This is a genomic window from Streptococcus sp., assembly GCF_032481935.1.
Taxonomy (GTDB): Bacteria; Bacillota; Bacilli; order Lactobacillales; family Streptococcaceae; genus Streptococcus.
This window is the reverse complement of sequence record NZ_JAWERU010000024.1, coordinates 1-24,691: the sequence shown is the minus strand read 5'-3', so window position 1 is coordinate 24,691 and position 24,691 is coordinate 1. Positions and strand designations below refer to the sequence as shown.

The following is a 24,691-nucleotide window of genomic DNA, read 5'->3' as shown; positions in this document are numbered from 1 at the left end:
GAACTTACCCTGACACGGATTTCCACTGGTTTTTACGATTTTTATCAGACTAACTTCCACTTTTATTGGCGATGGAAGTTAGTTTGGGAATTTAGCATTTTTTTAATTATTTTTGTGAAGCGCCTAGAACTTCTTCAGAAACTCTGACAAAAGTCTCAATGATATAATCTACTTCTTCATCCGTTAATTTGGTGTGAAGCGGTAGTGTAATCTCATTTACAAAGTAGGCATAAGCCTTAGGATAGTTTGCCATATCAAAGCCAAGATTTTTATAGGCTGTCAAAAGAGGAAGCGGTTTGTAGTGAACGTTACTTGCGATTCCAGCTTTGGCCAATTCTTGGATAATTTGATTGCGTTGCTCGAGACTAGCACCTTCTACATGGGTAACGTAAAGGTGACGACAAGATTCAACAGTATCTGTCTCATGCGCCAATGGGTGAATACGAGTTCCTGCAAATCCACGGTCATAGCGAGTCACGATTTCTTTACGACGTTGAAGCAAGCCAGGATAACGATCCAATTGTACCAAACCAATTGAAGCCATGATATCCGTCATGTTGCACTTGTAGGCAGGAGTTACGATATCGTATTCCCATGAACCTAGTTGCATCTTAGCTAGCGCATCTTTTGTTTGACCATGAAGAGATAGGATTTGGAATTCCTTGTACATTTCTTCATCATCAATAGCTGGATTAGCTTTCCAAGTAGCACTTCCTCCTTCAGCAGTTGTAAAGTTCTTGACTGCGTGGAAAGAGAATGACGTAAAGTCTGCAATGGAACCAGCTGGTTGCCCCTTGTAGGTTGAACCCAAAGCATGGGCGCTATCTGAGACAACAACGATACGGTTAAAGACTTTTTGCCACTTACTAGTAGCTGTAAAGAGGTCACGTTTCTTCTCAACAACTTGGAACAAACGGTCATAGTCACAGACAATCCCTGCAAGTTCTACTGGGATGATAACCTTAGTCTTCTCAGTAATCGCTTGCTCAAGCTTGTCATAGTCCATTTCAAAGGTATCATCTTGGATATCAACCATCACTGGTGTCGCACCTACGTGAGTGATGACACTACATGATGCTGTATAAGTCATAGCTGGAACGATAACTTCATCGCCAGGGCCCACTTCAAGCACGCGCAAGATCAATTCAAGAGCTGCTGTTGCAGAGTTGAGGCAGACTGTCTTAGGTGTCTGAGTATAGGCAGATAGACGACGCTCCAATTCTTTTGTCTTTGGACCTGTTGTGATCCAACCAGAACGAAGGGTATCTGCTACCTCAGCAATTTCTGCTTCGGTAATATCGGGTGGTGAAAATGGAATATTGTAATTTGTCATTGATTTACTCCTTTTACTGTATTCACTCTTGTGACTACTTTATTTTAAAACTTCAAATACAGTCTGGAACATGATCTTGATATCTCCGAAGAAATTAAAATCACGTAGGTAGGCTAGATTATAGTGCATCTTTTCTGGAAGGACTCTTTCGACATAAGCTTGGTCGACCGACATACCTTTTGCAGTCATTTGACTGATAATGGCATCCTCGTCCTTATAGTTAATGCTGGCAAGCGATGTAATCCCTGCTGGCAAGAGCAAGGTAGCCATCATTTCTGGGTTATACTGCTCTGTGTAGCGTGGTACTTCTGGACGAGTTCCCACAAAGGACATCTCTCCTTTAAGAACATTGACCAATTGCGGCAGTTCATCCAAACGAACACGGCGAATGAAATTTCCAACCTTGGTGATACGGCTGTCATTCGCAGAAGTTACTAAACTTCCTTTCTTGTCCGCATCGGTCACCATAGTCCGGAATTTCCAAATCTTGAAATGTCGGTTGTACTGGGTTACCCGTACCTGCTTGTAAATGACTGGACCCTTGCTATCTAGCTTGATCCAAATGCTTAGAATTAGAAATACGGGTGAGGTCAAGATTAACAAGACCAATGCTAGAAACAAATCTAGACAACGCTTGAGAACCAATGAACCTTTTCTTCTAGAAACAAGCTGGTAGTATGGTTTTACCTCACTTAATTGCATCTCTTGAGGTAGTTCATCCCATTTCAGCATGCACATTCTCCTCTGTTTTTTAATATGTAATCTTTAAACATTCTACATTATACCACAAAATGAAAGAGGCAGTGCAAGAAATCTGTATTTTAAAGGAATTCTTCTCTAAGATAGAGCCCCTGCCTGTAAACTATACATCTTGTGATAAGTACCTCCCAAGGCCAAAAGTTCCTCGTGTGTGCCGCTCTCGATGATTCGTCCCTTATCTAGGACATAAATACAATTTGCATCCTGAATGGTAGAAAGACGATGGGCAATGGCAATGGTAGTCCGACCCTGTCTCATCTTGGCTAGAGAATTTTGGACCAAGGCTTCTGTTTCAGAGTCGATATTGGCTGTCGCTTCATCCAAAATCAGAATTTTAGGTTGACTGGCAACGGTTCTAGCAAAGGCAAGAAGCTGACGTTGACCAGTTGAAAAACTCGAACCACGCTCAGACACAGGGGCATCATAGCCTAATGGAAGATCCTGAATGAAAGAATCTGCATCGACAAACTCTGCTGCTGCCTTAACCTGGTCATCACTGATATCTTGGTACATAGCGATATTGGACTTGATGGTCCCATGATAGAGGAAAGGTTCCTGTAGGACCAGACCGATATTTTTTCTCAATTCCTCTTGGCTATACTTACGAATATCCACACCATCTAGGAGAACTCGACCAGACTGGAATTCATAAAAGCGCATGAGAACATTAATGATAGAAGATTTCCCAGAGCCTGTATGTCCGACAAAGGCGATGGTTTCACCTTTATTAACCGTAAAGGAAATATCATCGAGAATCTGGTGTTTCCCATCATAAGAGAAGGACACATGTTCAAAGCGGATATTTCCTTCTTGAATCTCCGCTTGTCCATTTTCTTGGACCGGTTCATAGTTGGTTTCATCGATAAGTGCAAAAACACGACCTGCTGATACCATAGATGTCTGAAGGGTAGAAAAGTTTTGTGTTACCTCGATGAGGGGATCAAAGAGACGATTGATATACTGGATAAAAGCATACATGGTCCCTGCTGTTATCCCCATATAAAGGCCACGATAACCAAAGTAAGCCATCAAAACTGCATACCCCAATAGCTTCAGTAAGCTCATGGCCGGCCGTAAGAAGAGGGAATCTAGGGCAACCGAACGGTTAGCGTAGACCAGATGTTCCTGATTTATATCATCAAACTCTTCTTGCAGGCGCTTTTCTTGGTTAAAGGCTTGAATGATGCGAATCCCTTCGATATTTTCAGCCAGCTTACTGTTAATATCTGACAAGAGACTTCTGGTTTTTTCGATAACCTTGACGGATTTTTTACGGTAGAGATTGACCAAGAGGAAAATCAAAGGTAGAAAGAGCAATACTAAAGCTGTCAGACGATAGTCCAGAACAAGCATGGTATAAAGGGTTGTCACAAAGATAAAGACTGCTGAGACAAAGCTGGATAAGATTCCTGAAAACATATCACTAATAGTCTCAGTATCATTGGTCAAACGCGAGACGATAGAACCTGCAGGCGTTTTATCAAAGTAAGACATGCCTAGCTTTTCCATATTGGCAAAGGCATCACGTCGAATATCTCTAACGATACTGTAGGACACTCGCGCAAAAAGAAGGTTCCCCACATATTGGACAAGGGTTTGGAGAATGTAGAGACCATAGTAAACTAGCAAAACTGTTACCGCAAGCTGGTTGAGATTATGTAGATACTGGTCGATAAAGTGAGAAGCTACTAGGGGAATAACGCTCTTAATAACAGTCGTCGCAAGGAGAAAAGCTAAGGCTAAAAAGGTTAGGAGACCATAGGGCTTTAGATAGGACAACAAGCGTTTCAATACAGTCCATTGTTCTTGTTTATTGCGCATCTTCTTCTCCTTTCATTTCTAACTGTTGGGACTGGTAGGTTTGTGCGTACCAACCATCCAAGGCTAGTAAGTCTTCATGTCTGCCTCGTTCAATGATGCGACCATTTTGCATGACCAAAATCAAATCCGCATGGACAACTGCACTGAGTCGATGGGCTGTGATAATGGTCGTTTTATCTTTGCGAGTTTCCTTGAGATTATCGATAATAGCGAACTCTGTCTTGGCATCTACAGCTGACAAGGAATCATCTAAAATCAAGATATCAGGATTTAGAATCATAGCCCGACTCATGGCCAGGCGTTGCTTTTGTCCACCAGATAGACTGACACCCTTTTCACCGATAACTGTATCAAATCCCTGGGGCATGGCTTGAATATCTTGATAGACTTGAGCCAACTTTGTTGCTTTCTCTACTTCTGAGAAAGGCAGGTCGGGATTCCCAAAGCGGATATTATCTAGGATAGAGCTGGCAAAGAGAAATTGGTCCTGTGGGACATATCCCATCAAACTACGCAAGTCAGCTAGTCGATAGTCGCGAATATCATGACCATTTAGATAAATGGCCCCTTGGTCAACGTCATACTCACGTAAGAGCAACTTTATCAAAGCAGTCTTCCCTGAACCAGTCTGCCCAACCAAGCCCAAGGTTTGCCCTTTTTCGAGACTAAAATGTATATCTCTAAGCGTCTCCTCGTCTTCAAAGGCAAAACTATCAATGGAATAGTCCAAACGCCCGTTTTCAATCCCGTCAAGTGGAGATTCTGGATCTTTGACAGGTGACTCTTGGGACAAGAGGCTCTCAATCCGTTGGTAGGAAACTTTTCCTCTCTGAGTGATATTAAAGAGGAAACCAATGGCCATCAAAGGCCAGACCAACATATCCAAGTAAGAAATAAAGGTGACCAGATTCCCAACGGTTACTTGTCCCGCTTGCACCATAAAGGCACCGACTAAGAGAGTTAAGGCATAAGAAGAACCAACAAAGAGCAAAACCATCGGGTCAAAGAGACTATCATATTTCATGGTTTGCAGATTCTTTTGGAAGGTCAAATCATTGACTTCCTGGAAAGATGCCAATTCATCAGCCTGATAACCAAAGGACTTGGTTACCTTGATACCTGATACAGACTCTTGTACCTTATTGTTGAGTTCTGAAAAGGCTGCTTGTGATTCTCCGAAAGCCTTATGGGTCTTTCTCCCCAGACGACTAGTCGCATAGGCCATAAATGGCAAGGGAAGAATAGCAACCAAGGTCATCTGCCACGAGATGCTAAAGAGCATGGTTAGTAAAGTCACCAAGGCTGTGATCGAGGCATCCACCGCCGACATGACACCTCCACCGGCTAGACGAGTCAGAGAATTGATATCATTAGTTGCGTGGGCCATCAGGTCCCCTGTTCGATAATTCTGATAAAAAGCAGGCGACATCTTTGTAAAGTGCTCAAATAGTCTTGAGCGCATGATTTGTCCTAGTCGGTAGGAGGTTCCCAGGATATACATGCGCCAAACGTAACGCAGATAGTACATTCCGAAAGCTGCCAGCAGGAGATAAAAGAGATGAAGCAGGAGCTCGTCCTGTGTTAATCGTCCCGAAGTAATGGCATCAATTACGCCCCCCATGACCATAGGTGGGATGAGGTTGAGTACAGAAACCAAAACCAAAGCTACAATTCCGACTAGGTAACGGCGTTTTTCTAACTTAAAAAACCACCAGAGTTTTTGGATGATAGACATAAAATTCCTTTCTAATGACAAATGGAAACCTGAGGCATGAACCCCAGGTTTTTCTTATTCATAGGTGACGACGCTTAGTTGACCTTTATCATACTCAGCGATAAAGATATTGGCCACATTATCATACCCTTGCTTATTCAGATGATCTATGAGCCATTCTTCCGTTAAGCTGAGAGTATCAAGGACATCCGACTGAATGACACCATCTGTGATGACAGGATACTTAGGATTTTCATCTCCATTTTGTACCACGATGAGCTGACCGTTTTGCTCTCGTACAGCACGCTTGACTTCTTTTAGCTGGAAGATACCTTGACTACGAAGTTTAAGGGCTACGTCAGAAGCTGATAAGCCGACAGAACGGCAGGCTTCTGGATCGATTTCTCCATTTTTGATGAGTAGGGTTGGTTTCCCGTCAATCATTTGTTTTACAAAGCCGACGTTATTCGTAAGCCACTTGAGAAGTAAAACCAAAATCGTCCACATAATCAAGATAACTGCATACTGAAGGATGGTAATAGAGCTATTATAGATTACCCCACCGATGATTCCCCCAAGAACATAGTTTTGGATTTGGTCAATTGCTGAGTTGGGCGCTAGATTTCCCTTCCCTGTCATGTTGATAACAAAGACAAGAGATACAAGACCTAAAGCCAGTTTAATAAGAATCTCGATATAGTTAAATGTCATTTGTTTGCCTCCACTAATTCAATGTCGCTTGTTTGATACAAGTCAAGTTTTTCCAAGAGATACTTATCCGGTTCACTCCCACTTAAGGCACGGTAGAATTTGTCTCCTACCTTGAGAAGGGCACCATCTGTCGTTGCAGAAGTATTGACGTAGACCTCTGATTTATCCACTCCTAAATCCTCAGAAACAACTTCTATAAAGTGAAGTGAAGTTTGAAATTGATTGTTGGAAGCTTGATTTGACTGATAAGTAGATATAATACCGAGAATGACAGCCAGTAAAGCCAAAGACGAGATCATCACCAACTCGCGAAACTTGGTTCCTCGATGGTCGCGGTAAGCCTTAAAAGCAAAAAATCCAGTGATGGCAAGCAAGAATACTCCAAAGCCAATCATGACACTATTTTGTTGGTCAATCTGACTCAAGACATATTCATATGAGTAAAATTTCATTTATTTTCTTTCCTTTACATAAATCATTCTTTATTATAAAGGAATGACCTTGATTTTTCAAACTATACGCTGGGGAATTACTTCTTTTTCTGGTATAATATTGTCTATAATCTGAATGAAAAGGTACACACTATGAAACTAATCTCATGGAATATTGATTCACTCAATGCAGCTTTGACGAGTGACTCTGCGCGTGCGAAATTGTCACAAGACGTTCTTCAAACCTTGGTAGCCGAAGATGCTGATATCATCGCTATCCAGGAAACAAAGCTTTCAGCCAAAGGTCCTACTAAAAAACATCTCGAGGTACTGGAAGAACTCTTCCCAGGTTACGAAAACACCTGGCGTTCCTCTCAAGAGCCTGCCCGTAAAGGCTATGCTGGAACCATGTTCCTCTATAAGAAAGAACTGACTCCAACTATCAGCTTCCCAGAAATTGGCGCACCTTCTACTATGGACATGGAAGGACGCATCATTACTTTGGAATTTGATGAATTTTTCGTGACTCAGGTCTACACTCCTAATGCTGGGGATGGCCTCAAACGTTTGGAAGAACGTCAAGTTTGGGATGTCAAATATGCGGAATACTTGGCTGAACTAGACAAGAAAAAACCTGTCCTAGCAACTGGAGACTACAATGTTGCCCACAAGGAAATTGACCTTGCTAACCCAGCCAGCAACCGTCGTTCACCAGGATTCACAGACGAAGAACGTGAAGGATTTACAAACCTTTTAGCCAAAGGATTTACAGATACCTTCCGCCATATTCATGGCGATGTGCCAGAACGCTATACTTGGTGGGCACAACGCAGCAAGACTTCAAAAATCAACAACACAGGCTGGAGAATTGACTACTGGCTCACAAGTAACCGTGTGGCAGATAAGGTTACCAAGTCAGATATGATCGACTCTGGTGCACGCCAAGACCACACACCGATTGTCTTGGAGATTGAATTGTAAGGAGTTTCTTTATGGACTACAATGCAGTTATTCCCGAGTTTATAGTCTCGAATCTAGAACAGTCTCGTTCCTTCTACTGCGATTTACTGGGTTTTACGATCCAATACGAGCGTCCAGAGGAGAAATTTCTCTTCCTCTCGCTTGAAGACTGCCAACTTATGCTAGAAGAAGGCAGTGCAGAAGAATTAGCCCAACTGACCTACCCATTTGGTCGTGGAGTCAACATCTCCTTCGGCATAGAGGATGTCCCTCGACTCTATCAGAAAGTAATCAAGTCTAACTATCCTATTCATCGTCCTTTGACCAAAAGAGAATTTCGTGTTGGTGAACAATATATCTATCCTCATGAATTTGCAGTTTTAGACCCAGATGGCTATTTTTTAAGATTTAGTGAATAGGAAAAAGGAGGCTGATAGCCTCTTTTTCAGTAGGTGAACATGAATTGACAGACCTGTAAATCCAGTGACCAAAACCTTTGCTAAAGCCTATGAAATCAGCATGTCAAAGAACTTTGATAGCCTTTTTTTGTATAATTGAGTAGAATGAAATCAGAAAGCGAGGAAATTTTATGCAAGTCGGAAAACAAATCCAGCGCTATCGTAAAGAGAAAAATTTATCTCAAGATGATTTAGCTGAAATAATTTTTGTCAGTCGCCAATCCATTTCCAACTGGGAACGCGGCGCGACCTACCCTGATATTCAAAACCTACTCTTGCTGAGCAAGGTCTTTGAAGTGTCATTAGACAAACTAGTAAAAGGAGATTTGGAAACTATGAAACAAATTATTCACGATCAAGAATTTATACGTTATAAAAAAGATGGAATAATCTTTAGCATACTGCTATTAGGTTTTCCTATCATCAGCATACCCTTAATTCTTTATTTGGATTGGTATGGTATCGCTTTTAGTTGCTTGATTTTTGCTATCGCTATGTTCTACGCCCTACGCATTGAAAAATTCAAGAAACAGCATAATCTTCGCACCTATCGACAGATTGTCGCCTATGTTCAAGGACGTAACCTTAGCGAGATTGAAGAAGCTGAAGAAAGGGGTAAGGCTCCCTACCAAAGAATCATCCTTCCCATTCTATTTGGCCTTGGAATTGGCGTTATTGCTCTGCTATTTTATTGGCTCTTACTTACTTTCTTCCCTATCAAATAAAAGCGAAGTCAATAGACCTCGCTTTTTAAATATCCTTAAAGTTATAGAGTTGTGGATAGTGAACACACTCTGGTTTTTTAGGGCGTAGCTATCTACTCATTTTAATTTATATCCTCACCTGTCTATCTTCAGATCGTTGTCCTGTGACAAACATGGTAAAGGTTGCCTTGCAGACATTTCGGCCATCTTGGTTGGTGATATCAACATCGACGACACAAGTGGTACGTCCTTGATGGACACATTCCCCCTTGATGGTGAGAATATCCCCTAGATTTCCGGCTTTCAGATAGTTGATGGAAGACTGGAGTGTCACCCCGTCTAATCCTAGCGAAATCACCACAAGACCACTGATTTGGTCACATAGGGTAAATAGATAGCCTCCATGGGCATTTCCATAGTAGTTGAGTGAAGAGTCCACTACTTTTGTTGTCACCACCACGTGACCGTCTCTCATTTTTTCAATTTCGTAGTTTTCAAAGGCAGATATAGCGTCAAAGTGAAAATCTTTCATACGTTCCTCCTGATATTTCAAACGACACTATGATACTACTTTTCAAGACTCTACGCAAGAGAGAAGCACTTATTCGGGCAAAATACCAACCTGCTCCACAAAGCGCATAAAGGCTGCTTGTCCTTCTTCTGTTTGCTTGTAAACTCCTGCATCTTCCAAAACTCGTGCAAATATTTTTCCAACAGATTCTTGGACGATATTAAGAGCTTGGTCTTTGTCAGTCAATCCAGGATGGGACTCTTTCAACTCATCTGCCCATTCTTGGTGATAATCTGCTACTGAAACATCCTCTCCGACTAGGTAAGCTGCTACCTGCTCTACTTCTTCCTTCAAGCGTGGTGGCAAGATTGCCAAACCCATGACCTCTATCAAGCCGATATTTTCCTTCTTGATATGTTGGACATCCTTATGGGGATGATAGATACCATCTGGATGCTCTGGAGATGTTTGATTGTCCCGCAAGACCAAATCCAACTCAAACTGCCCATCTCGCTTACGGGCTATCGGTGTGATAGTGTGATGCGGTGTTCCATTACTTTCTGCCAAGACCTGTACACTTGGATCTGAGTATTGACGCCAAGCCAGTAAGATTTTATCCGCAAGGTTAGTCAACTCGTCTTTTGAATCCGAAGTTAGTCGAATGACGGACATAGGCCACTGAACAATCCCTGCTTTTACAGTTTCAAAACCTTCAAAGGTAAAGTTTTTCTGAATAGGAGCCACTTCCATTGGGAAAACATGACGCCCACCTTGATAATGATCGTGCGTCAGGATGGAGCCACCTACGATTGGCAAGTCTGCATTCGAACCAGCAAAGTAGCCTGGAAACTGCTCCACAATTGCTAACAAACGTTCAAAACTTTGGCGACTAATGGCCATAGGACGATGCTTGCTATCTAGGAAAATACAGTGCTCATTAAAGTAAGCGTAAGGCGAATACTGGAAGCCCCACTCCTGCCCAGAAATATCAAAACGAATAATCCGGTGATTGCTTCTAGCTGGATGATTGACACGACCATGGTAGCCTTCATTTTCCATACAGAGCTGACATTGAGGATAGTTACTCGACTTGACCAACTTAGCTGCCGCAATCTCTTTTGGATCCTTTTCAGGCTTCGAGAGATTGATGGTAATCTCTAGTTCACCGTAGTCAGATGGTACACGATAAGCAATATTCTTTGCGATAGCCTTCAGTTTGATGTAGTCATTCTTCTGACTGAGTTGGTAGAAATCCGCAATTGCCTGCTCTGGTGACTGAGCATAGGTATCCCAAAAATCACGATTAACCTGACTTGGACAAGGGGTTACCAAGTCCATGAGGTCAGCACCGAGAATCTCACGCGCAGCCTGACTATCTTCAATCGTTTCCAAGCGAACTGCTTCCTCAACAAGCTGATCTTTTAGTTCAATCAAATCATTTTGGTCAGTCTCAACTTCAAGAACTCCATCTCCCACCAGTGCCAAGACGCGATTGGTCAGATAAATCCGATCCAACTCTTCAAAGGTGCTTTCTGCAATGACTTTGGTAACAAATCTTTCTACTAAGGTCACTAGAAAACCTCCTTCTGACTAATCAAGAACGCGAGTTCCACCTGCCACTTCAGCGATATAGAAACTTGGAGCGTAACCAACGATTTCTTCATAGTGCTTGCCTACAGCTTCTTTAAAGGACTCAACAGCATCCTTTTGAACCAAGGCAATCGCACAACCTCCAAAACCTGCTCCTGTCATACGAGCACCAAGAACACCTTCTTGAGCCCAAGCTGTATGAACAAGGGTATCTAATTCCAATCCAGTCACTTCGTAATCGTGCTCAAGCGAAACATGAGATGCATTCATCAAACGACCAAACTTGTCCAAATCTCCTCCTTGAAGAGCCGCTTGTGCCTTAAGGGTACGTTGATTTTCAAGAACTGCGTGGCGAGCACGTTTCAAACGATTTGCGTCTTTGATCAGGTAGCTGTATTCATCAAAAGCCCATTCATCCAATTCGCCTAAAGTCTGGATATCCAAGGCCACTTGAAGTTCTTCCACTGCCTTTTCACATTCAGCACGGCGTTCATTATATTTAGAATCTGCTAGTTCACGACGTTTGTTGGTATTCATGATCACAACAACATTATCCTTCAAATCAAGTGGAACCAAGTCGTATTCTAGAGTGTTAGTATCTAGGTAAATGGCACGTTGATCTGCCCCCATACCGATTGCAAATTGGTCCATGATACCAGAGTTAACACCGATAAAGTTATTTTCTGTTAGTTTTCCGATTTTAACTAAGTCTAGACGATCCAATTTTAGGTCAAAGAGGTATTCTGCTACGACACCTGTCAATAGCTCCAAAGAAGCTGAAGATGACAAGCCCGCACCATTTGGGATATTCCCAAAAACATAGAAATCAAAACCTTTGTCAATCACATGGCCTGCTTCTTGCAAGAAATGAAGGACACCTTTTGGATAGTTGGTCCAGTTGTGCTCTTTCTCAAATTTGAGGTCAGCTAGAGGAACTTCGATAATTCCTTTATCCTCAAAGTTTGCTGAGTAGAAACGCAAAACTTGGTCATCACGCTTACGAGCAGCCCCATAGGTTCCGAGTGAAATAGCTGCTGGAAAAACATGACCACCGTTATAGTCAGTATGTTCCCCAATCAAGTTGATGCGCCCTGGCGAGAAGAAGGTTTGGTCTGCTTCTTGACCAAAAACAGCAAGGAAATCCTTGCGAAGTGCTTCAGCAGTAAGATGTTGTGTCATATGAATTCTCCTTTTACGAAATATTAGGTAAAAAAGTTTATCCTGTAATCGCTTTCTTCTATTGTACCCAAGGGTTTTGCTTAGGTCAACATTTTTACCGATATTTTACTAAACTATGAGTAAAAAGGAAGAAAAATATGCTATAATAACCTAAAAAGGAGGGGAATTATGGCTACACTCAAAGATATTGCTCAGCTAGCCTCTGTCTCGATCGCAACTGTATCCCGTGTCCTCAATCGCGATCAGAGTCTATCTGTCACTGAAGAAACCAGACATCGTATTTTAACCGTTGCCGAAGAACTAGGCTACACCAAACATCTCAAAACAGGTGAATCACATAAACTCAAACAGAAAATTGCTATCATCCAGTGGGTCAGTGAACAGGGAGAGTTAGAAGATCTCTACTACTACCAGATTCGACTAGGAATTGAAAATAGAGCACAAGAATTAGATTACGACATCTTGCGCTATTTTAATGACCAGCCTTTTACGCTTAGCGAAGAAGTCATTGGGATTCTTTGTATCGGGAAATTTAGCCAAGCACAGATTGCCTCGTTTGAAGAATATCACAAGCCCCTAGTTTTTCTTGACAGTGATACGATTGCCCTTGGTCATACCTGTGTCATTACGGATTTCTATAATGCGGTTAGACAGGTGGTTGATTACTTTACAGATCATGGGCTTAAAAAGATTGGTATCCTATCCGGTCTTGAAACTACTACTGACCATGAAGAAGTTATCTCAGATAAACGCTTAGATTACTTTAAATCCTATACACAAGAAAAGGGAATTTATAACGAGAAATTCATTTTCCAAGGGCTATTTACTGCCCAATCTGGATACGACTTGATGAAAGAGGCTATCGAAAAATTAGGAGATAAACTTCCACAAGCCTTTTTTGCAGCTAGTGATAGTTTGGCAATCGGTGCTCTTCGCGCCCTTCAAGAAGCCAGCATTAGCATACCAGAGCGCGTCAGCATTATTTCCTTTAATGATACTATTCTAACCAAGCAAGTGTTCCCACCACTTTCTAGTATTACTGTCTACACCGAAGAAATGGGACGCACAGGAATGGATATTTTGAACAGAGAAGTCCTTCACGGCCGTAAAATCCCAAGCCTCACCATGCTAGGAACCAAACTGACGTTAAGAGAAAGTACCTTGCATTAAGCACAACACTTGAACATAAAAAAACCTAATAGAGTTTCTCAAATCCTATTAGGTTTTTCTTTTTATTCCATCACAATCATAGACTTGATAGTCTTACGTTCATCCATGGCCTTATATGCTTTGTCAATATCTTCTAGTTTGTAACTTGAAGTAAAGACACGACCTGGATTGATCTCACCATCAAGGACAGCTTTAAGCAAGAATTGCTTATCGTATGTTGTCGCAGAAGCTGCTCCACCTGCGACAGAGATATTTTGCATAAATGTTGAACCAAGAGCACGATTCTTATAATGTGGAACTCCTACAAATCCCATACGACCGCCATTATGAAGGACACCCAGTGCTTGCTCAACAGCCGCCTCAGTACCAACACACTCAAGTGCTGCATCTGCTCCACCGCCAAGAATTTCACGCACCTTGGCAATGCCTTCTTCTCCTCGCTCAGCTACAACAGCTGTCGCTCCTGATTCCAAGGCCATTTTTTGACGATCTTCGTGACGACTCATGAGGATAATTTGTGAAGCGCCACGCATTCTAGCTGCGATGACAGCACATTGCCCAACAGCTCCATCGCCAATTACGACAACTTTATCACCTGTTTTCACATCTGCCACACGCGCTGCATGATAGCCAGTCGGCATAACATCAGCCAGAGTCAAGAGAGACTTGAGCATACCTTCTGTATAGTCAGATGGTTGTCCAGGAATTTTTACAAGGGCCCAATTGGCATAGTGGAAGCGGAGATATTCAGCTTGGAAATTTCCTCCTAGGTTATTTCCAATATGATTGTCACAGGAACCATCAAATCCAGCACGACAGGCATCACATTCGCCACAACCATGAGTAAATGGTACAATCACAAAATCACCGGGCTTGACCGTTGTAATGGCTTCTCCAGTTTCTTCAACGATTCCAATCGCTTCGTGTCCACTATTTTTATGTCCCGCTTTAATATCTGGATTTCGGTAACTCCAAAGATCCGAACCACAAACACAAGCACGAACTACACGGATAATGACATCATCCGATTCTTGAATTCTTGGACGTTTAACCTCTTCAATACCAACCTGACCTGCTTTTTTATAGACTGCTGATTTCATAAACATTTACCTCTCTGTATCTAACTTATTTCAAGTATACACTTTTTATGAAGCTTTCGCTCACTTATACTACGTCTCATTAATGATGATGTTCATGACTTTTATCTACTTCCAACTCCTCAATTTTACGCTTATGAACCTGGTGGCTTGCTAAGTCTGCATCTACCTCAATGGTAATATTTTGAAAACCACAATCTTTGAGTAGGGTTCGAATGGATTCTTTACAAACCTCCATCTGTCCGATCTCTTTTAGACAAACATGGATAATGGCATTTTTCTCCAAACCATCCATGGTCCATAGGTTAAGCTGATTGATACTAGCCACATACTCCAACCGTTCCAAATCACTCTTTACTTGCTTGATATCCACTCCTTCTGGCACGGCATCGAGGAAAATCTTGAGTGTAGACCAAAAACGTGGAATAGCCTTTAACAGAATGAAGAAGGAAATGACAAGAGATAAGAGCGGATCCAGAATATACCAGTCGGTAAATCGCAGAACAATAGCCATTAGGATAACAGCCAGCCAACCCAGAGTATCTTCCAGAAAATGCAGGCTAAGAATGGATTCGTTTTTTGTTTTTCCCTTGCGAACTACTAGACTCGCCAGCACATTAATGCTAACAGCAATGATTCCTAGCCAGAGGATACCCTCATCATTGACCGCTTGTGGATGAAAGAGTTTCGTTATATTCTCCAAAATGACTAAAGCAGATCCTGTCATGAGAATAACAGCCGTTACCAAGGCACCTAAGAGACTAAAACGTTTGTACCCCAAGGTGTAATGACTATCTTCTTCACGATTGGAGATTGTTTCTAGAAATGCTGATAGCCCAATTGCGATTGCATCTCCCAAGTCATGGACAGAGTCAGCAAGAACAGCACTAGAACCAAATACTCCACCAGCGATAAACTCGACAATGGCATAACTCAAATTTAAGAAAAAAGCTAGCCAAACCGCACCTTTCGTTGTCATTTTTCCGTCCTCCTTTGGTATAATAGTAGTATAAATATTCCCTTTACTAGTATTATCTCTTACTCCGAAAAGAAAGGATAGGGGCAAACTGTTCTCTTTGTAAGTTACTGAACGATTTGTTCAAAGTGTCCATATGACTAGTCAAGACCGTCGCATTACCAAGACACGAAAAGCTATCTATACTGCTTTTTTACAATTATTGAATCAAGAAGATTACGAATCCATCACAGTTCAGGAGATTATTGACCTAGCAGATGTCGGTCGCTCCACCTTTTACAGTCACTATGAAAGTAAGGAACTGCTTCTAGACGAGCTCTGCCGTTATCTCTTTCATCATCTTTTTGAACGTGAGGAAAATATATCTACAGAAGCTTATTTGGCTCATATCTTTTCACATTTTAAGAAAAATCAGGACCACGTCACCAGTCTTCTTTTCTCTAAAAACGACTACTTCCTCCGTCAATTGCAGAAAGAATTGGAACACCATGTTTATCCTATGGTCGCAGAGGACTTGCAAGTTTCCTATCCTAATATTCCTGCTTCTTATCTCAAACACTATGTTGTAACTAACTTTATCGAAACATTGACCTGGTGGCTGAAAAAGGGGAAATCTTACACAGAACAAGAAGTTATCCAGTTTTATTTGGAGATTTTAAAAGTGGGTTCGAACTAGAAAGGAGTATTTTCAATGACCAGCGTGCAATTTTATTTTCTATTTCCATCACTATTCATGCTTCACGAACTCGAAGAAATCGTTTGGATGCCATCCTTTGTCAAAAAAATATCAGCGCAGTTTCCAGATAATCTAATCCTTTCTTATTACACGCCTTTTGCTTTCAATGCTATTGTCTTAGAGCAATTTTTGATCCTACTTCTTTCGCTTTTCCTTAGTTACTGGTTTAACAACTATACCATTTACGCAACCATTGTAATTGCTTATATCTACCATGTTTTCGGACATCTGATTCAGACAGTCGTTATTCGAAAATATGTGCCTGGCTTGTTAACGGGCATTTTAACGAGCTTGTTTTCTCTATGCAATCTCAAAAATGAATTTCCAATTATACTTTATGGTTACTCTCTTTTTACCTTGTTGGTTATCATTTTAAATCTTGTAGTTTCATTTATGATTCTTCATAAAATCAGTCATAAAAAATAGCACTCAGGCAATCATATCCTAGAAAGGAAACATCTATTTCACTTTATCTTATTTTTAGCATCATCACAACCTTCTTAGCCCTTGCCTTTGCCCTCCTTCATTTATTGGCCAGCCTTTCAGAATTAAGAAAAGGCAAGAATACTCTAGGAAATCAACTTCTATTCATCGGAAGTTGCCTTGCGACCTTATCTCTCATCCTCTACTTCCTTTTGCCGATTGTAGCTTTATTCATTTGGCTGATTGGCTGTGCTTTGATTTGCTACGGAGCCTATTGGAATGGCAAACAAAAAGAAAACTTCCATCCAACCCACCATCTGGTTCGAATTGGAATCGCACTTGTGCTTACCCTCTTGTTAGCCTTGATATAATAAAAAGGATCGTCTGATCCTTTTTATTTACTGATAGGAGTATCAACTAATCCAATACTCCTTTGAGAATTGATTACTTTAGAATCCCTTCCTGCACCAAAAACTCACGTGCTACTTCTTCAGCCGATTTCCCTTCCACACCAACTTGGTAGTTCAGCTGACTCATCTGGCTTTCAGTGATTTTACCAGCTAGTTTATTAAGAACAGCTTCCAACTCAGGATGTTTTTCGAGTAATTCAGCTTTCATGAGTGGGGCTCCTTGATAAGGAGGGAAGAGGTGTTGATCATCCTCCAAAACTACCAAATCATAGCGAGCAATCTCCGCATCCGTCGAATAAGCATCCGTTATCTGGATATCACCTGATTGAATAGCTTGATAGCGTAAAGCAGGCTCCATGGTAACAACATTAAGATTCAAGCCATAAAGAGTTTTTAATCCTTTATTACCATCCTCACGGTCATTAAATTCGAGTGTAAATCCTGCTTTTAGCTGACCCTCAACCTTTTTCAAATCTGAAATCGTCTTAAGGCCATATTCTTGTGCAATCGTTCTTGGTACAGCTATTGCATAAGTATTTTGATAAGCCATAGGCTTAAGAAAATTGAGTTGATCCTGCTTTGAGATACCATCACGCGCTACTTCATAGACCTTCTCTGGATCATGACTAACTTTTGGGAAGGGCTGCAATAAACTTTCTGTTATAGTACCCGAAAACTCAGGATAAATATCAATGTCCCCTTTTTTCAGCGCTTGATAAAGGAAATCTGTCTTCCCAAAGTTAGGCTTGACCGTCACCGTCATATCCGTATTTTCCTCAATGAGAAGCTTGTACATATTCATGAGAATCTCAGGTTCAGGTCCCAACTTCCCAGCTATAACCAGATTTTCTTTCTCTTTATTTGGAATCATGCTTGGAGCATAACTTGCTCCCAAACCAAGCACCATAACAGCAAAGGCTGCAACAATTGTACGCAACTTTGCCTTTTCCAACCATTTGAGAACAACATTAAAGAGAATGGCCAAAATGGCTGATGAGATTGCACCGATTAAAATCAGACTAGCATTCCGACGATCAATTCCCAAAAGGATAAAGGAGCCCAATCCTCCAGCTCCAACAAGAGCAGCTAGAGTTGCTGTCCCAATGATCATAACGGTTGCTGTACGAACCCCCGATACAATGACTGGCATGGCAAGTGGAATTTCAAACTTCTTGAGTCGCTCCCACTTGGTCATTCCAAAAGCAATCCCTGCCTCCTCAAGGCTAGGATCAATGCCGTTCAAGGCTGTGATTGTATTTTCCAAAATCGGGAAAATAGCATAAATGACTAGAGCTGTAAGGGCCGGTAAGGTTCCAATTCCCATGAAAGGAATAAAGAGACCCAATAAAGCCATTGAAGGAATGGTCTGGAAGATACCCGCAATTTGTAGCACCCAATTCGCCGCTTTTTTGTGGCTATTTAGATAAACCGCAAGTGGGATGGTCAGAAAAATAGCAACCAATAAGGTCAAAAGCGATAATTGTAAGTGTTGACCAAGAGCGGTTAACCATTCCCCAAAACGCTCTTGAAAGGTTGAAATCAAATTAGACATGAAGGCTACCTCCAAATAAGTTTGCTACAAAGTCTGTCGCAGGCGCTTGTAAAATTGTTTCAGGGTCTGCGACCTGACGAATTTCTCCATCCTGCAAAACTGCAATTCGATCCCCTAATTTTAAGGCCTCATCCGTATCATGTGTTACGAAGATGGTCGTCATGCCGAATTCTTTATGTAATGCCTTGGTCAATTCTTGCAACTGCTTGCGTGAGATGGCATCCAAGGCTGAAAAAGGTTCGTCCATCAATAAAATTTTTGGTTCCCCAATGATGGCTCGTACAATGCCAATCCGCTGTTGCTCCCCACCAGATAACTCGCTTGGTAAACGATGAGCATAATCTTCCGCAGGAAGCCCCACTTTGGCTAAGAGTTCTTCTGTTTTAGAAATGATTTGTTCTTTAGTCCATCCCTTCATCTCAGGAATGAGAGCTATATTTTCCTCAACGGTCAAGTTAGGAAATAGGGCAATGGCTTGAAGGACATAGCCGGTACTGAGACGTAACTCCCGTTCATCATAGTCCTTGATGCGTTTCCCATCCATATAAATATTGCCATCTGTCGGCTCCAAAAGACGGTTAATCATCTTGATCATAGTGGTCTTTCCAGATCCTGAAGGTCCCACAAGAACCATAAATTCTCCATTTTCAATGCGGAGATTGACATCTTTTAAAATGTCCTTTTCCGTATAGCGCAAGGCTACATGTTTGTATTCAATCATTTAATCTACCTCATTTTTCACGATAACTTTACCAAAAGAATGGCTTCCTTCCAGATAAGCATGCGCTTCCTGAATTTGGTCAATCTTATAAACTTTTTCAGGCCCTACATCTACACGATACTGCTCGACAAAATCTACCAAAGCCTGAAGCTTGTCTTGACACACATTGCCAGAAGCAAAGGTCGTCAAGTAGAGATTGCGAGAGAGCATCTCAATCGGATCAAAGTCTGGAATAGTCCACTGTCCACCCAGTAGCCCACAAGAACAGATAATCGCACCTTCTGCTGTCCGCGCAAAAGTATCGAGAATAGCACTTGGACCAACAAGATCCAAAACCTTATCGAACTGCTCTTTCGTGTGCAAGACACCATCCTTCTCCAAAATCACTTGATCAAATCCGACTGCCTTTAACTGCTCTTCTTTAGCTAAATTTCGGCTAGTTCCTGCCAGATGAATATTAGGAAATTTCCCTTTCAGCAGTTTAGCAAAGGCAATTCCTACACCACTGGTTGCTCCGCGAACTAACACGCTATCTTTCTCCTCAATCTTGAGGTTAAGAAAAGATCCAAAAGCCGTGTAATAGATTTCCGGAAGGGCGATCAAACTTTCCAAATCAAGTTCTGTCTTGATTGGATAAATTTGTTCATTTGGAAGAAGTGTATACTCTGCATAACCTCCATCAAAGGCTCGCCCCATCTCTCCCATAATGGAAATGATTTGTTGCCCAATCTTCAAATCCGGTCGTGTCGTTTCTTCCACAAGACCGACACACTCAATCCCTAATACACGAGGAAATTTCACAGATGGTGATTGTCCCTTACGGGTAAAAATTTCACTATGATTGATGCCAAATCCTTGGATTTTCACCAGGGTCCAACCTGCCTTCAGGACTGGTTTTGGTCGTTCGACAACTTCTAATACCTCCGGTCCACCTGGAGTGCTTACAACAACTGCTTTCATAATGTATTCCTTTTTAAAATTTCCCTCTATTGGTCAAGTCTTCTACCTTGGGCATAACTTCCTTATTATCCCAATGTTCAACAATTTTCCCATTTTCTAAACGGAAGATATCGTATTGAGCATAGGCAACGCCATCAATCAATACCTGACCATAACTCACTGCAAAATTTCCTTGAGTCAAGAGTTGGAAAACAAAGTCATAGGCCACATGGTGCTCGCGTACGTAATCCTTATAAGCTTGACTCCCTTGCCCAATCTCATGATTATGCTGAATCACATCCTCTGTCACAAAGTCTTCCCATTGATCGAGCTCCTTGTTTTGGAAAATTTCTGTCAAGAAACGACGGACCAGCTGTTTATTTTCCGCTGACTTGTCCAAGTCCTTGATTTCAAAATCTCCAAAGATCTGATCAAGTTGCTCATTTTCAGGTGTACAATAATAGTCAATAACATCCCAATGCTCAACGATATGACCATTTTCATCTGCACGGAAAGTATCTGTAGTCACCCATTGGGCTTCTCCACCGTTTAGGTACTGGTGCACATGAACAAAAACCAGATTGCCATCTTCAATGGTACGAACAATCTTGATTTCACGTTCTGGATGGCGCTTGATAAAATCTGCAAAAAAAGTAGCGAATCCTTCTTTCCCATCCGGCACTCCTGTCGAGTGTTGGATATAGGTATCCCCTAATAAGCTTGCTTGCGCTTCTGCTACACGGCCATCTTGAATAGCACGAATATATAGATTTTGTGCATTTTGTGCTTGAATGGACATGATTTATTCCTCGTTTTCTTTTTTCTTTAAATTAGTGATAATACGCTCTTGATAAGCTTCAAATTCCTGGATTTCTTGATCCGAAAATCCTTGGTAGAAAATTTCACCTAACTCTTTACTGACACGGTCTCCAATTTCTTTTTGCGCCCAACCGAGATCTGTCAAAGAGATATATTTTTTTCTTTTATCCTGTGTACAAGGCTTAATCGCAACCAAACCCTGTTCTTCTAATTTCTTAACCATACTGGTCAGCGTATTGTTTGCCAGACCTGTCGCAAGAGCAATATCAGTTGCGGTAGCACAACCCAACTCTTGCTTCCACAAGATTGTTAAAATTTTTCCCTGCTCACTTCTGTATTGGGCATCTGGTTCCTTGCTCAAGAGTTTTTGAAAGATACGCCCATTCAACAATCGAATCTGTAGAGCTTGGTAGCCCCCTAACATCTTGTCCATTTTGTCTCCTTTACTTCTATATCGAACTTTCTGAATTTATTGTAAGACTTTTCATTACATCTGTCAACTATTTCGATATAGAAATAATAAAAAACTTCCTACCCAAAAGTAGAAAGTCATCATTTTTATAAAATTAAACATGAATCACATCTGAAGCATTCCTCTTAAAGAAACTACTATGGACCAGATAAGGACCATACTTAGAATTTTGACTAGAAACCAAACATAAAGGAATGATAAAAATTTTTATAAAGTAGAGTAAGCAAAAAAGTAAAAAATAACTAAAACTAAGAGTTTTTAAATCAAGAAAGTAAAGATAACAGACAATTGATGTATTCAATAGAATATTAAATCCCGTAGCAAAACTAGCTGACATGATATTCGTCTTGATCTGAGAATTAAAGAGTTTGACAAGAAATAAGGCTAATAAAGAAGTATTATAGATACAAATCGGTTTATAATTATTACGATAGAAAACTAAACATTTATTATTATAAAAAACAAGCCCTCTGCTAAAATTACTCGCTTTGTTAATCCAAACATGGGAAACTCCACTGATATCACTCCAAGGAACAAATAAATCTAACCTTCTAATGTATATCCCATCCTGAGTAATATAAAATTTCCAAGGACAAAGAAAATTAATACCAATTCCAACTAGAATTAATAAAACGAGGAAATACCCTAACTGTGTTTGATGAAAGTTGAAGACGTAATCAAAGATAGTAACTGTTTGAATTCCTCGCCCAGCAATTTGATGAACACCCAAAAAATATAAAATAACTATAAATAGAACAAATCTATAATAAATACTATGAAACTTCACACTTTTTGGCATAGAAATTATTCTCCTGGATTATAGAATCATCATCAAATAATGCTTTTCGTTCTTATATAACACTAGTATACCATTAAATACTCAAAGAATATAAAAATCAAAGAAGAGATTTTAAAAAATAGAGCTTGGCCTTGACCAAACTCTTCATTTTTCTACTCTTCCTCAACTAAGCGTTTAAACTCTGCTTGGATCTCTGTATTCTCTGTCGGTTTTAAGTACATAACCCCACCATTTGTTGTTGGAGAATGAAAAACAATCGCTTCCCCAGTATCAGTTATCGCAAAAAAGTAGCTATGCACGTCCGGGTATTTATCCCAGTTACTATAGCGTTCCACAATACGGTACTTAGCAGTTCCTAAACCTATATCCGTGTATTCGGCATTCATTTTTTCGCTTGGTCCATCTCCAAAGGTATAGAGATTATCTGCACCAACATCCCCTCCTGATATTCCCTTTTCGTAATTAGGTTGACCAAGTCTTTCACCCCACCCTTTTATGAACTCTTCTAATTTAGCAGATTTCCTAGCATTCCAAGGAGCTTTTTGGTCTTCACCCGAAATAGACTTACTACTACTAGAAGTTTCAAATTTCTGCCAATCAAGTTGATTGAAATCTAGCATTTCTGCTTCTGTTTTTCCAAAATCTGCATGCAAACTTTTATTACCAGGAACTAGAACATCCTGTTCTTGTAGTTTACTTGCAGCTTGCTGGTTTGAATTCAGATGATAAAGTACTCCTCTACCTTGACCTGTTCCAGAGGACCAACCTAATTCTAGAATATCACCACCCTTATAGATATTCATAGAATTTCTAGCACCACCATGGCCTGCAACAAAACCCTCTGCCAAAAGTACCGGTTTCTCATTTACTAAATAATAAAGTCCCGAAATAAAATAACCGCCACTAGATTGCTCAACACCAATTAGCAATTCCTCTACACCATCTTTATTAAGATCCGCATAGGCATAGCTAATCTTATCTGATTGAAAAACCGCATTTTCAACTGACCAACTATTGATAGGGCGTTCAGTGCCTTGTAAACTCTTATAGAGATTAGCGATTACATTAAGATCTTTCGGTGTAGATAGGATTTTTTTGTAATCCTCAAAAACTGGCTTGTATAAATCTTTGTAATCTTTCTTAGACTCTCCAGACTTTATCTCGTTACTAGTAGTTGACTGACTAGTTGTAGCAGATAAACTAGTATCATCACTAGAAACATCAGAATTTTGATTACTACAACCAACTGTTAAAAAACTAAATATAAGAATAAACAGATTTCCTACTATACTTCTATTACCCATAAAAATCTCCTCTTGAAATGAATGGTGACCATAGCTTTGCCTACATTATATCAAATATTTTAGAGTTTCGGTAAAATAAAAAAACTTATATATACAAATACTAAGTAAATAAGTTCTATAATTCTTATATTAGATACACCTTCGATAAATACTATAGATCTAAACATAATGTAGGAAAGGCCAATAGGAGCTATAACAAAAAGAGATTAAACCATTATTTAAAGGTAATTTATAATACGATTAAATTATAATAGAAACTTACATGAAAATAAAGAAAAGAACATTAACACATCGAAAGACCAAAATAGAAATGCAGATAGAATCTAGAAAAAAAATACAAAATTGCTAAAAAAACTTATATATTCGGTTAGTTTAATAACATAAAACCTAGAAACTTCCTAAGTGTGAAACAAAAAGAGTGAATCTTTTGTTTCACTCCAGATTATGTGACTTTCAGTCCGTCTCGCTCCGTGAGATGCGAGACAAATAAACCACCCGCTATGCGGGTGCGCATCGAAGGTTATACCAAAAAAACTCCAAACGCGATACAATAAAGGTGTTCAAGCCAATTGTAAAGCGAAAGAAGAAAACCATGGCACAAAAGACACATAGTTTATCACACACAAAGTGGCACTGTAAGTATCACATTGTGTTCACCCCTAAGTATAGACGAAAAGTCATTTATAATCAATATCGAAGTAGTTTGGGAGAAATATTCCGCCGATTATGTAGTTATAAAGGTGTTGAGATTATCGAGGGCCATTTAATGCCTGATCATGTACATATGTTAGTCAGTATTCCACTGAGGATAAGTGTTTCAAGTTTCATGGGTTATTTAAAAGGTAAAAGTGCACTCATGATGTTTGACAAACACGCTAATCTCAAGTACAAGTTTGGGAATCGGCATTTCTGGGCAGAAGGTTACTATGTGAGTACAGTAGGGCTTAATGAAGCCACAATTAAGAAATATATCCAGGAACAGGAAAAGCATGATATAGCACTAGATAAATTGAGTGTAAAAGAATATGAGGATCCCTTTAGGGATAGTGGTAAGTAATACTCACGCCTCTTTAAGAGGCAAGTGACGAGTCAAGAGCAATGA

General features: G+C 40.5%; 26 protein-coding genes. 8 read left to right on the top strand and 18 right to left on the bottom strand.

Annotated features, from left to right (window positions below; all coding sequences use genetic code 11):
* Positions 1-106 precede the first annotated feature (106 nt).
* The 6 genes from E7C97_RS06095 to E7C97_RS06070 form a co-directional block, all read right to left on the bottom strand.
* The gene (locus E7C97_RS06095; protein ID WP_316108479.1) at positions 107-1,333 is read right to left on the bottom strand and encodes a DegT/DnrJ/EryC1/StrS family aminotransferase; all 1,227 of its coding nucleotides are present in this window, start codon (positions 1,331-1,333) and stop codon (positions 107-109) included.
* Between the two features lie 39 nt (positions 1,334-1,372).
* A complete protein-coding gene (locus E7C97_RS06090; RefSeq protein WP_060956120.1) occupies positions 1,373-2,065 on the bottom strand; it encodes a sugar transferase in 693 nt (230 codons plus the stop codon).
* A gap of 105 nt (positions 2,066-2,170) precedes the next feature.
* Entirely contained in the window at positions 2,171-3,913 is a 1,743-nt protein-coding gene (locus E7C97_RS06085; protein ID WP_316108478.1) for an ABC transporter ATP-binding protein, read from the bottom strand.
* A complete protein-coding gene (locus tag E7C97_RS06080) occupies positions 3,903-5,648 on the bottom strand; it encodes an ABC transporter transmembrane domain-containing protein (RefSeq protein WP_316108477.1) in 1,746 nt (581 codons plus the stop codon). Before E7C97_RS06080 ends, E7C97_RS06085 begins: the two co-directional genes overlap by 11 nt.
* Before the next feature lie 54 nt (positions 5,649-5,702).
* The gene (locus tag E7C97_RS06075; RefSeq protein ID WP_316108476.1) at positions 5,703-6,338 is read right to left on the bottom strand and encodes a DUF421 domain-containing protein; all 636 of its coding nucleotides are present in this window, start codon (positions 6,336-6,338) and stop codon (positions 5,703-5,705) included.
* The gene (locus E7C97_RS06070; RefSeq protein ID WP_316108475.1) at positions 6,335-6,790 is read right to left on the bottom strand and encodes a DUF3290 family protein; all 456 of its coding nucleotides are present in this window, start codon (positions 6,788-6,790) and stop codon (positions 6,335-6,337) included. The genes E7C97_RS06075 and E7C97_RS06070 overlap by 4 nt, the downstream gene beginning before the upstream one ends.
* Positions 6,791-6,922: 132 nt before the next feature.
* Here E7C97_RS06070 and E7C97_RS06065 point away from each other — a divergent pair, with 132 nt between their 5' ends.
* From E7C97_RS06065 to E7C97_RS06055, 3 genes are all read left to right on the top strand, one after another.
* Entirely contained in the window at positions 6,923-7,750 is an 828-nt protein-coding gene (locus E7C97_RS06065) for an exodeoxyribonuclease III (protein WP_316108474.1), read from the top strand.
* Positions 7,751-7,761: 11 nt separating this feature from the next.
* Positions 7,762-8,148 (top strand): VOC family protein, encoded by a 387-nt coding sequence (locus tag E7C97_RS06060; RefSeq protein ID WP_316108473.1) that lies wholly within the window; start codon positions 7,762-7,764, stop codon positions 8,146-8,148.
* Between the two features lie 170 nt (positions 8,149-8,318).
* Complete coding sequence (locus E7C97_RS06055; protein WP_316108472.1) at positions 8,319-8,912, top strand: helix-turn-helix transcriptional regulator; 594 nt, start codon at positions 8,319-8,321, stop codon at positions 8,910-8,912.
* Between the two features lie 106 nt (positions 8,913-9,018).
* Here E7C97_RS06055 and E7C97_RS06050 read toward each other — a convergent pair whose 3' ends face one another.
* From E7C97_RS06050 to E7C97_RS06040, 3 genes are all read right to left on the bottom strand, one after another.
* Complete coding sequence (locus E7C97_RS06050) at positions 9,019-9,423, bottom strand: PaaI family thioesterase (RefSeq protein ID WP_195183906.1); 405 nt, start codon at positions 9,421-9,423, stop codon at positions 9,019-9,021.
* A gap of 69 nt (positions 9,424-9,492) precedes the next feature.
* Positions 9,493-10,974, bottom strand: coding sequence for a UDP-glucose--hexose-1-phosphate uridylyltransferase (locus E7C97_RS06045; protein WP_075230596.1), 1,482 nt, complete (start codon positions 10,972-10,974; stop codon positions 9,493-9,495).
* An 18-nt stretch (positions 10,975-10,992) separates the two neighbouring features.
* Complete coding sequence (locus E7C97_RS06040; protein WP_316108470.1) at positions 10,993-12,171, bottom strand: galactokinase; 1,179 nt, start codon at positions 12,169-12,171, stop codon at positions 10,993-10,995.
* Positions 12,172-12,339: 168 nt separating this feature from the next.
* On the opposite strand from E7C97_RS06040, the gene E7C97_RS06035 reads away from it, so the two are divergent.
* The gene (locus E7C97_RS06035; protein ID WP_316108469.1) at positions 12,340-13,341 is read left to right on the top strand and encodes a LacI family DNA-binding transcriptional regulator; all 1,002 of its coding nucleotides are present in this window, start codon (positions 12,340-12,342) and stop codon (positions 13,339-13,341) included.
* 62 nt (positions 13,342-13,403) lie between these two features.
* Here E7C97_RS06035 and E7C97_RS06030 read toward each other — a convergent pair whose 3' ends face one another.
* Together E7C97_RS06030 and E7C97_RS06025 are read right to left on the bottom strand one after the other, a co-directional pair.
* Positions 13,404-14,441, bottom strand: a complete 1,038-nt coding sequence (locus tag E7C97_RS06030) for a zinc-binding dehydrogenase (protein ID WP_316108480.1) — start codon at positions 14,439-14,441, stop codon at positions 13,404-13,406.
* A 79-nt stretch (positions 14,442-14,520) separates the two neighbouring features.
* Positions 14,521-15,417, bottom strand: a complete 897-nt coding sequence (locus E7C97_RS06025) for a cation diffusion facilitator family transporter (protein WP_061863636.1) — start codon at positions 15,415-15,417, stop codon at positions 14,521-14,523.
* Between the two features lie 133 nt (positions 15,418-15,550).
* On the opposite strand from E7C97_RS06025, the gene E7C97_RS06020 reads away from it, so the two are divergent.
* Genes E7C97_RS06020 through E7C97_RS06010 form a run of 3 tightly spaced genes read left to right on the top strand, consistent with a single transcriptional unit; the run spans position 15,551 to position 16,944 of the window.
* Entirely contained in the window at positions 15,551-16,090 is a 540-nt protein-coding gene (locus tag E7C97_RS06020; protein WP_070458038.1) for a TetR/AcrR family transcriptional regulator, read from the top strand.
* A 15-nt stretch (positions 16,091-16,105) separates the two neighbouring features.
* The gene (locus E7C97_RS06015; protein WP_070458035.1) at positions 16,106-16,576 is read left to right on the top strand and encodes an HXXEE domain-containing protein; all 471 of its coding nucleotides are present in this window, start codon (positions 16,106-16,108) and stop codon (positions 16,574-16,576) included.
* 35 nt (positions 16,577-16,611) lie between these two features.
* On the top strand, positions 16,612-16,944 hold the full coding sequence (locus E7C97_RS06010) for a glucuronide permease (RefSeq protein ID WP_083279559.1): 333 nt from the start codon (positions 16,612-16,614) through the stop codon (positions 16,942-16,944).
* 73 nt (positions 16,945-17,017) lie between these two features.
* On the opposite strand, the gene E7C97_RS06005 is transcribed toward E7C97_RS06010, so the two are convergent.
* The 7 genes from E7C97_RS06005 to E7C97_RS05975 all read right to left on the bottom strand — a co-directional run bounded on the left by E7C97_RS06005 (position 17,018) and on the right by E7C97_RS05975 (position 23,589).
* Positions 17,018-18,535, bottom strand: a complete 1,518-nt coding sequence (locus E7C97_RS06005; RefSeq protein ID WP_070458033.1) for an ABC transporter permease/substrate-binding protein — start codon at positions 18,533-18,535, stop codon at positions 17,018-17,020.
* Complete coding sequence (locus tag E7C97_RS06000; RefSeq protein WP_070458030.1) at positions 18,528-19,256, bottom strand: ABC transporter ATP-binding protein; 729 nt, start codon at positions 19,254-19,256, stop codon at positions 18,528-18,530. The genes E7C97_RS06005 and E7C97_RS06000 overlap by 8 nt, the downstream gene beginning before the upstream one ends.
* Positions 19,257-20,216: a zinc-binding dehydrogenase gene (locus E7C97_RS05995; protein ID WP_316108468.1), complete on the bottom strand. Its 960-nt coding sequence runs from the start codon at positions 20,214-20,216 to the stop codon at positions 19,257-19,259. It abuts the gene before it with no gap.
* Between the two features lie 13 nt (positions 20,217-20,229).
* Positions 20,230-20,994 carry a nuclear transport factor 2 family protein gene (locus tag E7C97_RS05990; protein WP_316108467.1) on the bottom strand — a complete coding sequence of 255 codons (765 nt, stop codon included), beginning with the start codon at positions 20,992-20,994 and terminating at the stop codon, positions 20,230-20,232.
* 3 nt (positions 20,995-20,997) lie between these two features.
* A complete protein-coding gene (locus E7C97_RS05985) occupies positions 20,998-21,447 on the bottom strand; it encodes a MarR family winged helix-turn-helix transcriptional regulator (RefSeq protein ID WP_000359847.1) in 450 nt (149 codons plus the stop codon).
* A 133-nt stretch (positions 21,448-21,580) separates the two neighbouring features.
* Positions 21,581-22,285, bottom strand: a complete 705-nt coding sequence (locus E7C97_RS05980; protein WP_316108466.1) for a hypothetical protein — start codon at positions 22,283-22,285, stop codon at positions 21,581-21,583.
* A 152-nt stretch (positions 22,286-22,437) separates the two neighbouring features.
* Complete coding sequence (locus E7C97_RS05975) at positions 22,438-23,589, bottom strand: DUF4767 domain-containing protein (protein ID WP_316108465.1); 1,152 nt, start codon at positions 23,587-23,589, stop codon at positions 22,438-22,440.
* Positions 23,590-24,181: 592 nt separating this feature from the next.
* Here E7C97_RS05975 and tnpA point away from each other — a divergent pair.
* On the top strand, positions 24,182-24,646 hold the full coding sequence (gene tnpA, locus E7C97_RS05970) for an IS200/IS605 family transposase (RefSeq protein ID WP_316108464.1): 465 nt from the start codon (positions 24,182-24,184) through the stop codon (positions 24,644-24,646).
* Positions 24,647-24,691: the final 45 nt, after the last annotated feature.